This is a genomic window from Pseudobutyrivibrio sp. LB2011, assembly GCF_000701765.1.
Lineage (GTDB): Bacteria > Bacillota > Clostridia > Lachnospirales > Lachnospiraceae > Pseudobutyrivibrio > Pseudobutyrivibrio ruminis.
In genome coordinates this window covers 189,306-204,051 of sequence record NZ_KL370823.1, presented here as the reverse complement: position 1 = coordinate 204,051, position 14,746 = coordinate 189,306, and the positions used below count along the sequence as shown (strand labels likewise).

Sequence of the window (14,746 nt, the reverse complement as noted above, 5' to 3'; positions counted from 1 at the left end):
AGGAAAGCCAATGAAAAAAAGGATAGCTTTAACAATATGCTTGGCAATATTGCTTGCATCCTGTGGCAAGGACAGCACGCTGCAAGAGCAGGTGTCGGCCCAGGAGGCCAACTATAGCCAGCCACAGCCTGTGGAATCTACCACAGAAGATAATGGTGAATACGATTTCACGTTATGCTTCGCCGGCGATATCAACTTTGACGAAAATTGGGCCACAACCCAATATCTGAATACCTGCGCAAATGGTATTGCGGATTGCATTTCACCGGAGTTGATAAGTACCATGCAGCAGGCCGATATAATGTGGATAAATAACGAGTTTACATACAGCGACCGTGGACAACCACTGCCAGGAAAAGCCTATACTTTCAGAGCCAATCCGGCCAGAGTAGAGAACCTGAAGTTGCTTGGGGTTGATATCGTGGGCCTTGCAAATAATCATGTGTACGATTATGGAAAAGACGCATTGCTTGATACCATGAATACCTTGGATACAGCAGGGATTCCATATGTAGGAGCAGGCCATAATCTGGCCGAGGCTAGTGAGCCAGTATACATGGAAGTCCAGGGAAAGAAGATAGCATTCGTGGCTGCATCCCGTGCTGAAAAGAACAAGATGACACCACAGGCCACAGATACCGAGCCAGGAATTCTCAGATGCTATGACACAGCCCTCTTTGACGAAGAGATAAAAGAGGCTGATGCTAATGCGGATATTGTGGTGGCGCTACCTCATTGGGGCACGGAGTATTCCACAGTGCTTGAGCCGGTACAGACATCCACGGCCCACGAGTACATCGACGCCGGAGCAGATGTAATCATAGGCGCCCACACACATTGCCTTCAGGGCTTCGAGTTTTACAACGATGTGCCAATAGTCTACAGTCTTGGAAATTATTGGTTCAACGAAAAGACGTTAGATACCATGCTTATCACACTTCATTGCTATGGTGATAATGATGAGGAAAATATGGACGTTATCATTACACCAGCATTGCAAGCAAACTGCACAACACAGTACGTTGCTGATGAAGCAAAGCAGCGCCAGTTGTATGATAGGCTGGAAGATATTTCGGTGAATGCGCAAATAAGCGACGGCGGAATCGTTACACAAGAAAAGACAGAATAGAGGAGAATATCATGACAGAATTACAAACAGGAAGACCAGCGGACACAACAGGACGATTAGACAGGGAAGTCAGAGTATACGATTATTTGGATAACCTTGGAATTGAGTACAAGCGTATAGACCATGCACCCGCAGACACAATGGAAGTTTGCGCTGAAATAGATAAATCCTTGGGTGCATTAATTTGCAAGAATCTGTTTTTGTGTAATAGACAAAAGACAAACTTTTATTTGCTTATGATTCCAGGAGATAAAAAGTTCAAAACAAAGGAGCTTTCAAAGCAGATAAATTCAGCAAGGCTGTCATTTGCTGACCCAGAGGATATGCTTAAGTATCTGGATATCGAGCCAGGTTCTGTAAGTGTGATGGGGCTGATGAATGATAAAGATCATGCGGTACAGCTTTTAGTAGATGAAGATGTGAAAAACAGCGAGTTTATCGGCTGCCATCCATGCGTAAATACATCAAGCATGAAGATAGCGGCAAAGGATATTTTTGACGTATATCTTCCAGCAGTAGGCCATGAGCCAAGAATAGTTACATTGCTTGGTGAAGACTAGAATTTAAAGGATGGAGGAAATGACATGGACAAGTTGATACTTGGATATTTGGTCATTGTTAATATTGCAGGATTAGCTGTAATGGGAATCGACAAAGCAAAAGCCATCAAAGGAGCTTGGCGCATTCCAGAAAAGACACTGTTTTTATTCAGCCTAATCGGCGGCAGTATTGGAACTTGGGCAGGGATGTACCTGTTTCATCACAAGACAAAACACTGGTATTTTGTAATTGGCATGCCAGCTATTCTGATTATCCAGTTGGTTATAGCGGCATATTTTATGGGCTTGATATAGGAGAAAAATCATTAGTGAAATATAAAAATATAGTAGAAGCAAAGTTCATATCACGTCCAAATCGCTTTATAGCTCAGGTAGATATTGATGGGCAGGAAGTAACCGTTCATGTGAAAAATACTGGCCGATGCAAGGAATTATTGCTTCCTGGAAGGACGGTATACCTGGAAAAAGCCACAAATCCAGAGCGTAAGACCCCATATGATTTGGTTGCCGTTGAGACACCTATTGGGATAATCAACATAGATTCTCAGGCGCCAAATGCGGTGGTGAAGGAGTGGCTTGAAAAGCAGGATTACGATTATATTGATCCGGAGCATAAATATGGCGATTCCAGAATCGATTTCTTCATGAAAAAAGGTGAGGATGAATATCTTCTAGAAGTTAAAGGTTGCACACTCATTAAAGATGGTGTAGGCTATTTCCCTGATGCGCCTACAGAGCGTGGAGTAAAGCATTTGAGAGAGTTGGCAAAGGCTACAAAGCTTGGGTATAAGGCTATGGTGGCTTTTGTAATTCAGGTAGATGGAGTTACAGAAGTGCGCCCCAATGTGGAGACTCACCCGGAGTTTGGTATCGCTTTACAAGAGGCTCGGGACGCAGGCGTACAGGTGCTGTTTTTGCAGTGCCACGTAGAAAAAGATTTATTGGAGATTATTAATTAACAGATGAAACGTGATTATAAAGGAATATTGCTTACAATCTTGGGAGCCTCCTGCTGGGGGCTCTCAGGTTCTGTGGGCCAGTATTTATTTGATGTGCAGCAGATGGATAGTCAGTGGCTTGTGCCGATTCGTCTGGGCATGGCAGGAATTATCTTATTTATTTACTGTCTTATAAAATACAAAAAAGAAACCTTCAAACCATGGGCCACACCTGGTCAGTCTATAAACATGCTGATATATGGACTGCTAGGAGTTAGCTGCTGCCAGTTTCTATATTTCCTAACTATAGAGCTTTCAACCGCAGCTATAGGTACGATTTTGCAGGATTTAGCACCTATTTTCATCCTTCTCGTAACATGTATTCATGGAAAAAGATTACCAAGAGTCGGTGAGATATGCGCAATATTACTGGCAATCCTTGGTGTATTCTTCCTTACAACCCATGGAAACATCGAAAATCTTTCAGTAGCAAAGGGTGCGCTGATAGCCGGCATAGCAAGTGCGGTATGTGTAATGATTTACAATGTGCTTGCGCCAAGAATCACAAACGACACACCAGTAGTTATCGCCCAGGCATGGTCATTTTTGATGGGTGGCGCATTTGGATGCTTAGTCTTTAGAATATGGCAAATCCCTTACACACCAAATATTTACGGACTTCTTGGCATAGCCTTCGTAGTACTTGTTGGAAACATCGGAGCATTCACGCTATACATCAGCGGTGTTAAGCGAATCGGCCCAAACAAGGCCAGCCTTTACAGCTTCGCAGAGCCTATAACTGCTGCAATCATCGGAACTACAATCCTTGGAAATAAGTTCACATTGTACGATGCACTTGGTTTTGCGCTGATTTTCCTGATGCTGTGCAGTATTACGTTTTCTAAAAAAGAATAGAGATTATAAGACAACAGACAAAAACTGTTGTCTTTTTTATTGAAAAAATAGATGAAAGTGTCATACTAGAAAATGCAGAAAAAAGGAGACATAATATTATGAAAAAGAAAGCTTTGTTATTAATGTTAAGTGCAAGCCTTGTATTAACAGGCTGCAAAACAATTAAAATTTCAATTGAGGATGATGAGGATACACAGACTACAGAGTCAGCAGCGTCAGCGAATTCAGAATCAACAACTGATACAAAAGAAGGTTCAACTGAAACATCTGAATCTGCATTCGCAGATGATGATGAGCTTGAAAACAACGATGAAAATATCACAGAATCACCAGCAGCTATCACAATCAAGAATCCTTCATGGGATAAGTTTAATAACACTGGATTAAATGCTGATGATTACCCACATCTTTCCCTTACTAAGACAAAAGAGGAGAGTCAAGAGTGGCTTGATACCGATGTGTGGTGCCAAAAGAATGGTTTTGAGTATCAGAGACTTCCATACTCAGATGGAACATTTACATACATGGGGCTTTATCCAGATGATGATTATTCATGCACAGCACTTACAATTTCATCCGAAAGCACAGGGGATATCCTTTATTATTTGGATTTATACGAGCTTTGTTACGGCCCAGATGAATCAGGAAGATATTCACAGGCAGTACAGAATATTCAGTATGCAGTGATGGATGAAAATGCCAATATCCTTTATGTTTCAATCATGCACAATGGATATTCCAGCGAGAACCCATTATCAAGCCACATAGTAGCTATCGACCTTCAGAAAAATGAAGTGATTTGGCGAAGCGAGCCACTTGTATCAGGCCTTTGCAACTTCATCGTTGATGGCGATACAATCATCTGCGGATATGGTTTTACATCGGAGCCAGACTACATCTACTTGCTTGATAAGCACACAGGCGACAAGGTGGATGAGATTTCGATAAAATCAGCACCAGAGCAGTTTGATATCAAGGGTGACACACTTTATGTGGCCACATACAACACAGCCTACGAGTTCACAATTCAAAGATAAAAAAGGATAAATAAATGAGCGAAAACGAAAAACTTCAGTGGGAAGAGGTATCCTGCGAACATATCGTAAATGACGAATGGATAGATTTCAGAAAAAGCAGATACAGATTTCCAGATGGTAGAGAATTTGAGCCATACTACAGCTACAGCCGCCGCGACTATGTGGTAATAGTAGCCACAGATGAAGAAGAAAATTATATCTGTGTTAGACAGTATCGTCAGGGAATCAAGCGAGTGACCACAGAGTTTTGTGCTGGCGGAATTGAGCGAACAGATGGCAAAGAATACGGAAACCGCCAGGATGCTGGCAGCACAGAGGACGCTCTTGCGGCAGCAAAGCGCGAGCTTATGGAGGAAACAGGATACGAAAGCGACGACTGGAAGTTCCTTCTGACAGTTCCATCAAATGCTACTATGGCTGATAATTATGCCTATATCTATGTTGCAAAGAACTGCAGAAAGGTGAGCGGACAGAACCTTGATGAGACAGAAGTCTTAAACGTACATCTTTACAATAGAGCACAGATTGATGAGATGATTGCCTCGGGCGAATTCCCACAGGCTAATCACATTCTCGCGTTGCTCCTTGCAGATAAGGAAGAGAATAAATAATAAAAAAGTGATTACTCTGATAATACAGAGTAATCACTTTTTGAATTCCATAAAATCCATTCATCATAGCCGGCATCATAGACAGCTTGAATTTCGTTGTCGATGGCGGCTTTGTCATATTCTATGTGGCCTTCCACATTTTCAGCGGTGAAAGCCTGAAGCCATGGGCGAACGGTCGATTTATTCTCATCTGGGATGGAAGCAAGTGCATCTGCGGATCCAGATAAAGCAGCAAAGATGGTATCGTAAGGATTGGCATCAGGTACATCTAGACCGAAATCTCCGGCAGCATAATGAGATGGATAAATCATTGGGCTGATGCAATCAACAGTTGAGGCGAAGTCAGTGTAGCTTTGGCCGATGTGCTTTGCATCCACATCACTTGTAATAATTGTTCCGAAGACATTGGCGCTGACAGGAGTAAAAGCTTTTTCATGAACAGCAGAAGTGATTTGTGAAAGGAAGCTGTTGATGTATTCTTGTCTGCTTTCATCATCAGAGGCAACGCCATAAACAGCATCTTCCGAGTTCTGGCCTACTGGAAAACGAACATAATCAAGCTGAATCTCATCAAAACCGAGGAGAGCGCAATCTACGGCAATGTCTGTCACATAATCCCATACTTCCTGTTTGCATGGATTAACCCATGCATTTCCCATTGAATCAACCACTGGCTCACCAGTTGAATCCAGCAACGCCAGCTCAGGATGAGCCTCAGCTAAAACTGGGTCCTTAAAGCAAGAGATTCGGCCGATGACGTAAATATCGTTATCGTGAAGAGTTTGTAAAAGCGCTTTAATATCCTTTATGTATGGGATACAAGCTTTGGTTTCGTCGGTATCTGGATTGTCTAGATAAAAGGAGACGTTTCCGGAATCTTCCTTAATATCAAGTACAACAGCATTCAAATCAGTGGAGTTTATAAGATCTATTAATTCATCCATTTTTTCAGTGCCGGCAGTTGGCGCAGTCACATAGATGCCATGGACCTTAGGATGTGAGAAGGTATGTTCATCAGGTGAAATAATAGGAGCGGATCCATTATCATCACTATGTTCTTTGATAACGGTGGCTTTACTAACCGAACTTATAATCAGCACGGCAACAAGAATGGCCGCGGAAATTCCAAAAGCAATAGCTAAAGGTAAATATCGTTTAATATATTTCATAAAAAATCTCCCCAAATGTATGTTAGGTATAATAATACAACATATTTAAATAATTTTAAAACGCTCTGACAAAATAGTGTTAGAATTAGAACAAGAGATTTGTTGTAATGAGACCGATTCTATGATACAAAATATAGTAAAAATCTTAGGATAATAGGAGTGGATATGACGTATTTAACTTGTTTTTTTCTCGACAACGAGAAGGATATTATTGTAAATCTCTACAAGGATCTAGACAGGATGTACTATGTCCTGACCACGCCAAATCACAGTACAGGCAACCTTATTCGTAATCTTTCAAAGACCTGTAACCTCCCACTTTCACAGGATGACAATGGAATGCTTATCATCACAGATGAGATTCCATGCTTTATAGATGGAAATAATCAGGAGAGCTATATCTTCAAGCTGGCAGACACAGAGATTGCCAGCATTTATCCTGATGGCTCAGTAGATAGAAAAGCTACAATCCCAGCCATTGCAAAGACACTCATGAGCCAGACAAAGGATTTCAAGCTTCCTGCTGGAAAGACAATATTCAAGACATTCATCCGCAAGGATTTAAAATTCAGAGCAGATTTGCACACCCATATGAATGGCAATTTGACAGGCGATATCCTCATCGCACTGGGAATCGCTCATCAGATTCGCTATCCACTTTATTATGTAAAGAAGCTGGAGCTAGAGCTTACAGATGCTCAGTGGGAAAAGGTAAATGCCCAGCGTGAAAAGGTTGCCAGACAGTTCGTATCATCGGATTTGCAGGGCAAGTATTTGGACCGTAGAATCAATGATAATACGTTTATAAACTTCGCAGACCTAATCCTAAACAACCTGGACAATGCTGAGATGAACATCGTAAAGATTAGAAATTCTCTGGCAGTTATCAAGGATGGACAGGCCGTATTTACAAACCTGGAAAAGGTTTACCTGTATCGTTATGTATTCTGTAAAGGAAAGGAAAGCGAGGAGCAGATACCTTTTGCAAAGGTGGATATGATTCCAGATGAGGATGTTAAAAACGCCCTTAAACAGATGCTTCGTGATAGGGAAAATCCTGATTATTGCCACAATACAATCTTCCAGGATAAGCTTCTTTGGATTGCCAGAAGCTACAAAAAGCAGGGCGTTTGCTATGCAGAAATCAGTGACACAACCCTTGTTAAAAAGTACGAATCAATCGAAATGCTTAGACAGGTTCATGCCGTTATGCCAAGCATTTACCAGGAGACAGGTGTCATGATTCGATTCCTTGCAGCGATGCGTCGTATCCCTCTTACAATCGTTAAGGATGCCGTCACTCCAGCCAACTACCTGGAGCAGAACTTAGAAGTTCTTAAAGCAACAGCCCTTGATCCATATGTGGCAGGCTGCGATTTCGTAGGCGAGGAGATAAACGATATCATCACTCTAAAGCCTGCCTTCAAGGAAATCGTAAAGATTGCAAAGGCTGATCCAAGCTTTGTCATCCGTGTTCATGCAGGAGAAAATGATAGTCAAAAGGACAACATCGCCCATTCAATTGCCTGTGTAAAAGAATCATTGGAGCCAGGCCAGCAGATGCCAAGGATGCGATTAGGCCATGGACTTTATACATACAGCCTTGCTTCCAAAAAGGGCAAGGAGACATTAAAAGAGCTAAAGGAAAACAACGTGGTTCTTGAGTTCCAGATCACAAGTAACGTGCGTTTGAACAACCTGAACTCACTTCAGAATCATCCACTTAAGCAGTACCTTGAAAAAGGAATTTCCTGCGTACAGGGTACAGATGGTGCAGCCCTCTATGGTACAAACTCTATCGACGAGCAGCTTTCATTGGAGAAAATGCTTGGTCTTACAGACGAAGAGCTTAAACAAATGCACGATTCCGAAAGCAAGATAATCGAGGAGAGCCAGAAGGCATATTCTACTAAGAAGGCAGCCTTCGCCGAGCTTTTAGGTGACAGAGACATGGAGGAAGTTCTCCTTGAAAAGATGCAGGCCGTTACCATTTCAAAGGCAAAGGCCAAATCTGCACCAAAGCTTGATGCCAACACAGAGCTGAAGGACCAGATTGAGGAAATCACATGGGATAGAACACCAGTGGTTCTCTTGGGAGGAAGCTTTAACACTGAAAATAGAACTACAAAAATCAGCGCCAACGCTATAAAGCAAATGGACGACATGCTTGAATACATGAGCCCGGATGAAGTTTGCTTTGTCATAGGTCACAAGCTTTCTGGTTATGAAAAATATCTTTTAGACCACAACGACAAGGGCTTCAGAATCTATTCATTTGTGCCTGCTCTTATTACAAAGAAAGAGGCAGAAAAGATTAAGGAAGCTGATGTTAAGGTTCGAGTTTCAATCGAGTCTGAAGGAATGGGAATATACAAAAGTATTAACTATGAGATTTTCGAGCGTCGCCCATCAGTGGTAGTAGCCTTTGATGGAAATAGTGCAGCAGCCAATCTTATCCAGGAGGCAAAAAACGGAAAGGGCCGCTCAGCCATCCTTATTTGGAACCATTCCAAGACTCTTATGCAGAAGGCAAAATCCCTTCACGGTTATGTATATTCTTTCGATGGGGAGACACCTTTGACGGATATTTTTGATTCACTAAAAACTAAATTTAAAAGCAAATAAATAGCTCAAATTTATTTACTAAAAAATGCAAATGAGCTATATTTAAAGGAGCGAATTTTAGCGACATAATAACAAAAAGGAAGAATATTTGTTAAGGAGGAAAAAATGGGTTTTTTTGATGATTTTGGAAAAAAGATTTCCGATGCTAGTCAAGGAGCTATTGCTAAGACAAAAGATTTTGCAGATGTAGCAAAGCTAAACTCAAATATTTCAGATGAAGAGCGAAGAATCAACAATGCATATCAGCAGATTGGTAAGCTCTATTTTGAAATGCATCTTGAAGACTTTGAAGATTGCTTCAAGGATCACTTTGCAGCAATTAATGAATCACTTGGAAAGATTCAAGATTACAGACAGCAGATTACAAACATTAAGGGTGTTGTAAAGTGCCCTAACTGCGGAGCTGAGGTTCCTAAGGATTCAGCATTCTGTAGCTCATGCGGTACAGCAGTACCAAAGCAGGAAGCACCTGTCGATGTACCTGCAGCTGAGGCTGAGGTAGTATCAGCACCAGAGGTAGCTCCAGTAGAGGAAGCAGCTTCTGTTGAAACACCTGTAGAGGAGGCTCCAGCAGTAGAAGCCCCAGTAGAAAAGAAGTGCTCATCATGCGGCGCAACACTTGAAGACGGTGCATTATTCTGCACAAATTGTGGAACTAAAGTAGAGGAGAATTAATAGTTATGGAAAAGACAAAATTAGGTTTACCAGTAGGTTTATTTGGAGCATTTGCAATTGCAGCAGTTGGTTTTGGCGGATATGTAGCAACAGCTCTTGTAGTAGGATATGTTCTTCTTAGAGAAGAAAACACATGGTTAAAGAAGGCAGTAGTTAAGGCTGCAGCAACAATGGTATTCTTTGATTTCCTTATTGCATTAGTTGGACTTATTCCAGACGCTGCTGATTGGGTTGTATCTCTCATCAATGTATTTGGTGCAGATATCTACGGAAACTTTGTTTCAGATATCTTCAACCTTGTATGCCGTGTTCTTAGCATTTGCGAAGATATCATCTTCATCGGTCTTATCTTCAAGGCTCTTAACCAGGGCACAATCGCTATTCCATTTGTTGATGGTTTAGTTGAAAAGAATATGTAATACAAATTTCATCATTTAAACAAACTAATTTGTTATACTGACCCCACAGTAAAGGTGGGATGCAGTATGGATTACAATTGGGAAGACGAGAGCAAGCCTTACAGCTCGGATGATGCATACGAGGATTTAGAGAAGCTTAAAGAAATGCTTCACGAAGCTCAGCGCAAAATCAACAGAGGCAAGCTTGAGAAAAGCGATATTGATTTGAGTATCAATATCGAAATGGATGAAAATAATAAATAGTGTTTAAACCCCTGATTAATTTAATCAGGGGTATTTTTTTATATAAACCGTGAAAACTCGGTGAATTTTGTAAAAATGATTGCGTGCTACTTATTAAAAAATATATAATAAACCCGTAAATTAAATAAAGAAATGAGGAAATATTATGTGGTTATTTTTTACCCTCGCAACAACCTTTATCTGGGGTCTTGCGGAGCTATTCTATAAGAAGGGAGCTAACCCGGACGAGAAGTTCGCTCATTTGAAGATATGCGTTTCCGTAGGTGTCATCATGGGTATGCATGCAATCTTTACATTGCTTACTCAGGATATTGGATACAATCCAATCAACCTTGTTCGCTATCTTCCAGTATCCCTTTGCTACATTCTTTCAATGGCATTTTCATTCTTTGGAATGCGTTTCATTGAGGAATCAATCTCAGATCCAATCGAGAACACATCAGGTGCCATCGTATCACTTATGTGCGTAATCATCCTTGGTGAGACAATTGCAACAGGCTCAATCATCGCTATCGTAATCATCGTTATCGGTATTCTTGGACTTGGCTTCCTTGAGAACAACGGCGATACAGACAGAAAGAAAAAGCTTGGAAAGAAGATGGCAATTATCGCATTTGCGATGCCATTCTGCTATGCAACACTCGATGCACTTGGAACATTCCTTGACATCTATTATTTGGAAATGGAAACAAGCCCACTTGCAAACGTAAACGAGGCAACAATCGAAGAGGTAGCTAACACTTCTTACGAGCTTACATTCTTCATCTGTGCAATTCTTCTCTTACTTTTCATGTGGAGCCGCGGAGTGAAGTTTGAGCTTCCAAAGCAGAGAGACAAAGTACTTGCCGGTGTTTGCGAGACAGCAGGTCAGTTTACATACGTATATGCCATGAGTGGAAACGGTGCAATCGCTGCTCCAATCATTTCAGCAGTATGCGTAGTATCACTTACACTTTCAAGAATCTTCTTGAAAGAAAAGCTTACAAGAAAGCAGTATCTATTCTTGTTCTTAGTTATCGCAGGTATCCTTATTTTAGCGACAATTGAGGGAGACTAAAAATCGTAAATACGATATAATCAAGATAATAAAGGAGACAAAATGGGGCGTACATTATATTTAGAATGTAATTCAGGCATTAGTGGCGATATGACTGTAGGTGCGCTTTTAGACTTGGGGGCTGATAAGCAATACTTATCCGAGGTCCTAAGTACAATAAATGCTGAGGGCTTCAAGATTGCTTACAGCAGAGTGAAGCGAGCAGGCTTGGATTGCATGGATTTTGATGTAATCCTGGATGATGAGCATGATGGACACGATCACGATATGGATTATCTTTATGGACATCTCCATGAGGAGCATCATCATGACCACGACCATGAACACCACGATCACGAGCATCACCATCATCATGAGCATAGGGGCATGAAGGAGATAAATCAAATTATCGATTCTGCAGCCCTTACAGATAGAGCAAGAGAGATTGCCAAAAGAATTTTTAATGTGTTGGCAGAGGCAGAATCAAAGGCCCACGGGGTACCAGTGGAGCAGGTTCATTTCCACGAAGTAGGAGCAATTGATTCAATCGTCGATATCATTTCCATAGCAGTTTGCATGGACAATCTGGATATCACTGACGTGATTGTCCCAAAGCTTTATGAGGGCCAGGGAACTGTCAGATGTCAGCATGGCATTTTGCCAGTGCCAGTGCCAGCAGTAACTAATATTGTTTCTAAATACAAAATTGGATTAGAAATTCTAGACATCAATGGAGAGTTAGTTACTCCAACAGGAGCTGCCACAGTTGCGGCACTTAGAACAAGCGACAGCCTTCCAAAGGAATTCGTTATCGAAAAGGTTGGCATGGGTAGCGGTAAACGAGACTATGGTTTAGCAGGTTTTTTACGAGCAATGATTATTAAATAATCGGGGAGAAAAGGGGTTTCTACATGGAGAAGATTGAAGAATTTAAGGATTACTCAGCTAGTGAAGTTTTGTATATGCTAAAGGATTTGCCTGACGCATGCTGCGTTTTCAGGATTATGACAGATCCTTTTGGTACTGTACATGACATGCAGTTCATTTTCGTAAACGAAAAATACGCATCTTTAGTTGGAAAACCAACAGCGGAATTAATGGGTGCAACATACTATACAACTGTTGCAAACAGGGATGAGGATTGGATAAGGCTCAGCTATCAGGCTGCAGTCATGCGCCAATCTGTCATCAACCGCACTTTCAATACACAGTTCAATAAATGGTTCGAATTCTGGGCAGTTCCAGTTTATAAAAAAGGCTTTTGCGCCTTCATCATTCATGATGTTACAGCTGAAAAGCGCAAGGAGGAAACCCAGGAAATTGTATCTAATTCTAATAATCTAATCTTGGATTGCGCCAAGGTTCTTTCCACAAGCGATTTTAAAAGAGGTATCAAGGCTACACTTAAAGCACTTGGAACAAAAATAAAAGCAGACAGAGTCTATATTGTAGAGTCTAAGGACGGTGACCTGGGAGATATCTATGAGTGGACAGACAAAAAGAGTGGCACAGGCTTGCCAAACAGAAAAGACTTTGAGCGATTCGATTTCTTCACAATGTGGGATAAGCAGTTGCTGGAGAATAGAGTTGTAATTGTTGAAGATACGAAAGAAATCATTAAGAAAAATAAAGAAGTATACGAGGATGTGCTTCAGGGAACAATTTCCCGTTATATTATCACGGCTATACAGGACAAGGGTGAGACAATCGGCTATCTTGTTGCCGACAATTTCTCTTTGTACCTGGATATAAATCTGGCAGAAGTATTTGAGACAGTTGCCATCTTCATATCAGAGGAGCTTAGAAACTACATCCTTGGTCAGGAAATGCAATATATGAGTTCCCATGATGCTATGACAAACCTAAGAAACAGGAATGCATTTACAGCAACCCTCAACATGATAGAGGGTATGAAGATACCTGTTGGTGTGTGCTTTGCTGATATTAATGGTCTTAAGGCAATCAACGATGAGCAAGGCCATGATGCAGGTGACGAGCACATAAAAGAAGCGGGAGCCATTATAGAATCAGTCTTTAAAAAGAAATATAGCTACCGAATTGGTGGAGATGAATTTGTGGCAATCGTACCTCAGGTAGAAAAGGAATATTTCGAAGAGCTGGTAGCAAAGCTTCGTAAGAAATGTAAAAAAGTATCAATGGCCATAGGAGCAACATGGCAGGAAAATGCAGAAAATATGGAAGAGATGATTAACACTGCCGACAAGCTGATGTACAATGATAAGGCAGAGTTTTATTCTGCAAATAACGATCGAAGACACTAGGATTTATTATGGCAAAACAGAAAAAGCAGATTGAATACAGATATTATGAGATTCCAGAAGGCCATTATGTAATGGCTCTTTTGGGCGATAGTTGGGTTCGCAGTTACGGAGCGGAGCAGGAAAATCTGCTTCATTTCCACAACTACATGGAAATTGGTTACTGCTACTGGGGCAATGGCCAGCTCACAATCGAGGAGGCTAATGTTAATTACAAAGGCGGTATAATCACCATCATCCCAGAGAATATTCCACACGAGACAAAAAGTATCAACAACGGAATCTGCAAATGGGAGTATCTGTACATCGATATTAACAGCTTCATAAAAAAGGAGATGCAGTTCAAGCGCATGCTTCCTGAGGAAGTAATAAAGCGCCTTAACAGTCAGGGCTATGTAATTCAGTGGAATCAGAATAAGACATTGAATACCATTGTTAGAAACATTATTGAGGAGTATCGTGAGCAAAAGCCTTACTACAAGGAATCTGTAAAGGGCTATCTGAGAGCATTCATAGTGGAGCTGCTTCGTATCAACGAGGATATGAGCTCTTCCCTTACAATCGAGGAGAAACGCTTAAATAGCTACATCGAAAAGAGTATAAATTACTTTGCAGAACACTATGCAGAGGAAATAAAGATGGCTGATGTGGCCGATGAATGTGGTCTTTCTGAAAGTCATTTTAGACGAATATTCGAAGAGACCATGAGCATGAAGCCTCTTGATTATTTGAACATGGTTCGAATAGACAAGGCATGCGAGATAATCCAGAACAAGGATTATGCCATGGAAGAAGTTGGATTCAGAGTTGGATATCAGACTCCATCCACCTTCAATCGTAACTTCAAAAAGCTTACTGGTAAGACACCTTATCAGTGGAAAAAAGAAGAGAATCATTTAGGAATAACAAAAAAGAATTATCAAATCAGTGCCAAGAAGGGATGGTGATTTAGCTAACGCTAAATCACCATCCTTTTTTCACGTTCTTAACATATTTTCGTAGAAAAACAATTATTTAACAATCTTTGATAGTCGAATTTGCACTTTTTTAGAGCAAATTTGTCAGACAATAACTATATATAACTAGTATTATGACCATATGAGGGGTAGG

At 41.0% G+C, this 14,746-nt stretch carries 16 protein-coding genes; 15 read left to right on the top strand and 1 reads right to left on the bottom strand.

From position 1 onward, the window contains the following. The first annotated feature begins 10 nt into the window (after positions 1-10). The 7 genes from T375_RS12555 (at position 11) to T375_RS12525 (ending at position 5,190) form a co-directional block, all read left to right on the top strand. Positions 11-1,129 carry a CapA family protein gene (locus T375_RS12555; protein WP_049960441.1) on the top strand — a complete coding sequence of 373 codons (1,119 nt, stop codon included), beginning with the start codon at positions 11-13 and terminating at the stop codon, positions 1,127-1,129. 11 nt (positions 1,130-1,140) lie between these two features. Next, complete coding sequence (locus T375_RS12550; protein ID WP_044939173.1) at positions 1,141-1,689, top strand: prolyl-tRNA synthetase associated domain-containing protein; 549 nt, start codon at positions 1,141-1,143, stop codon at positions 1,687-1,689. A 24-nt stretch (positions 1,690-1,713) separates the two neighbouring features. Continuing rightward, positions 1,714-1,983 (top strand): DUF1294 domain-containing protein, encoded by a 270-nt coding sequence (locus T375_RS12545; protein ID WP_044939170.1) that lies wholly within the window; start codon positions 1,714-1,716, stop codon positions 1,981-1,983. A gap of 14 nt (positions 1,984-1,997) precedes the next feature. Beyond that, positions 1,998-2,648 carry a DNA/RNA nuclease SfsA gene (gene sfsA / locus T375_RS12540; RefSeq protein WP_044939166.1) on the top strand — a complete coding sequence of 217 codons (651 nt, stop codon included), beginning with the start codon at positions 1,998-2,000 and terminating at the stop codon, positions 2,646-2,648. A gap of 3 nt (positions 2,649-2,651) precedes the next feature. Continuing rightward, a complete protein-coding gene (locus T375_RS12535; protein ID WP_044939164.1) occupies positions 2,652-3,542 on the top strand; it encodes a DMT family transporter in 891 nt (296 codons plus the stop codon). Between the two features lie 98 nt (positions 3,543-3,640). Beyond that, complete coding sequence (locus tag T375_RS12530; protein ID WP_044939161.1) at positions 3,641-4,579, top strand: hypothetical protein; 939 nt, start codon at positions 3,641-3,643, stop codon at positions 4,577-4,579. 14 nt (positions 4,580-4,593) lie between these two features. Then, complete coding sequence (locus T375_RS12525) at positions 4,594-5,190, top strand: NUDIX hydrolase (protein ID WP_044939159.1); 597 nt, start codon at positions 4,594-4,596, stop codon at positions 5,188-5,190. Between the two features lie 11 nt (positions 5,191-5,201). Here T375_RS12525 and T375_RS12520 read toward each other — a convergent pair whose 3' ends face one another. Then, on the bottom strand, positions 5,202-6,359 hold the full coding sequence (locus tag T375_RS12520; RefSeq protein ID WP_049960440.1) for a putative glycoside hydrolase: 1,158 nt from the start codon (positions 6,357-6,359) through the stop codon (positions 5,202-5,204). Between the two features lie 165 nt (positions 6,360-6,524). Between T375_RS12520 and T375_RS12515 the strand changes: the two genes are divergently transcribed. From T375_RS12515 to T375_RS12485, 8 genes are all read left to right on the top strand, one after another. After that, on the top strand, positions 6,525-8,984 hold the full coding sequence (locus T375_RS12515; RefSeq protein ID WP_044939156.1) for an amidohydrolase family protein: 2,460 nt from the start codon (positions 6,525-6,527) through the stop codon (positions 8,982-8,984). 105 nt (positions 8,985-9,089) lie between these two features. Continuing rightward, the gene (locus T375_RS13375; protein ID WP_049960439.1) at positions 9,090-9,659 is read left to right on the top strand and encodes a zinc ribbon domain-containing protein; all 570 of its coding nucleotides are present in this window, start codon (positions 9,090-9,092) and stop codon (positions 9,657-9,659) included. A gap of 5 nt (positions 9,660-9,664) precedes the next feature. Continuing rightward, on the top strand, positions 9,665-10,078 hold the full coding sequence (locus T375_RS12505; RefSeq protein ID WP_049960438.1) for a hypothetical protein: 414 nt from the start codon (positions 9,665-9,667) through the stop codon (positions 10,076-10,078). A gap of 66 nt (positions 10,079-10,144) precedes the next feature. Next, positions 10,145-10,321, top strand: coding sequence for a hypothetical protein (locus T375_RS13655; protein WP_155952523.1), 177 nt, complete (start codon positions 10,145-10,147; stop codon positions 10,319-10,321). Between the two features lie 145 nt (positions 10,322-10,466). Further along, positions 10,467-11,378: a DMT family transporter gene (locus T375_RS12500; protein WP_044939153.1), complete on the top strand. Its 912-nt coding sequence runs from the start codon at positions 10,467-10,469 to the stop codon at positions 11,376-11,378. 42 nt (positions 11,379-11,420) lie between these two features. Then, positions 11,421-12,245 carry a nickel pincer cofactor biosynthesis protein LarC gene (locus tag T375_RS12495; RefSeq protein WP_044939402.1) on the top strand — a complete coding sequence of 275 codons (825 nt, stop codon included), beginning with the start codon at positions 11,421-11,423 and terminating at the stop codon, positions 12,243-12,245. A gap of 23 nt (positions 12,246-12,268) precedes the next feature. Further along, entirely contained in the window at positions 12,269-13,639 is a 1,371-nt protein-coding gene (locus T375_RS12490) for a sensor domain-containing diguanylate cyclase (RefSeq protein WP_044939151.1), read from the top strand. Positions 13,640-13,647: 8 nt separating this feature from the next. After that, the gene (locus T375_RS12485; RefSeq protein WP_044939148.1) at positions 13,648-14,583 is read left to right on the top strand and encodes an AraC family transcriptional regulator; all 936 of its coding nucleotides are present in this window, start codon (positions 13,648-13,650) and stop codon (positions 14,581-14,583) included. Positions 14,584-14,746: the final 163 nt, after the last annotated feature.

What these genes read in the sequence shown, in the direction of transcription:
- T375_RS12535 (WP_044939164.1), top strand. Translation starts at nt 2,652, where the DNA reads ATGAAACGTGATTATAAAGGAATATTGCTTACAATCTTGGGAGCCTCC.
- T375_RS12550 (WP_044939173.1), top strand. Translation starts at nt 1,141, where the DNA reads ATGACAGAATTACAAACAGGAAGACCAGCGGACACAACAGGACGATTA.
- T375_RS12490 (WP_044939151.1), top strand. Translation starts at nt 12,269, where the DNA reads ATGGAGAAGATTGAAGAATTTAAGGATTACTCAGCTAGTGAAGTTTTG.
- T375_RS13375 (WP_049960439.1), top strand. Translation starts at nt 9,090, where the DNA reads ATGGGTTTTTTTGATGATTTTGGAAAAAAGATTTCCGATGCTAGTCAA.
- T375_RS12500 (WP_044939153.1), top strand. Translation starts at nt 10,467, where the DNA reads ATGTGGTTATTTTTTACCCTCGCAACAACCTTTATCTGGGGTCTTGCG.
- T375_RS12545 (WP_044939170.1), top strand. Translation starts at nt 1,714, where the DNA reads ATGGACAAGTTGATACTTGGATATTTGGTCATTGTTAATATTGCAGGA.
- T375_RS13655 (WP_155952523.1), top strand. Translation starts at nt 10,145, where the DNA reads ATGGATTACAATTGGGAAGACGAGAGCAAGCCTTACAGCTCGGATGAT.
- T375_RS12515 (WP_044939156.1), top strand. Translation starts at nt 6,525, where the DNA reads ATGACGTATTTAACTTGTTTTTTTCTCGACAACGAGAAGGATATTATT.
- T375_RS12555 (WP_049960441.1), top strand. Translation starts at nt 11, where the DNA reads ATGAAAAAAAGGATAGCTTTAACAATATGCTTGGCAATATTGCTTGCA.
- T375_RS12495 (WP_044939402.1), top strand. Translation starts at nt 11,421, where the DNA reads ATGGGGCGTACATTATATTTAGAATGTAATTCAGGCATTAGTGGCGAT.
- T375_RS12530 (WP_044939161.1), top strand. Translation starts at nt 3,641, where the DNA reads ATGAAAAAGAAAGCTTTGTTATTAATGTTAAGTGCAAGCCTTGTATTA.
- T375_RS12525 (WP_044939159.1), top strand. Translation starts at nt 4,594, where the DNA reads ATGAGCGAAAACGAAAAACTTCAGTGGGAAGAGGTATCCTGCGAACAT.
- T375_RS12485 (WP_044939148.1), top strand. Translation starts at nt 13,648, where the DNA reads ATGGCAAAACAGAAAAAGCAGATTGAATACAGATATTATGAGATTCCA.
- T375_RS12520 (WP_049960440.1), bottom strand. Translation starts at nt 6,359, where the DNA reads ATGAAATATATTAAACGATATTTACCTTTAGCTATTGCTTTTGGAATT.
- T375_RS12505 (WP_049960438.1), top strand. Translation starts at nt 9,665, where the DNA reads ATGGAAAAGACAAAATTAGGTTTACCAGTAGGTTTATTTGGAGCATTT.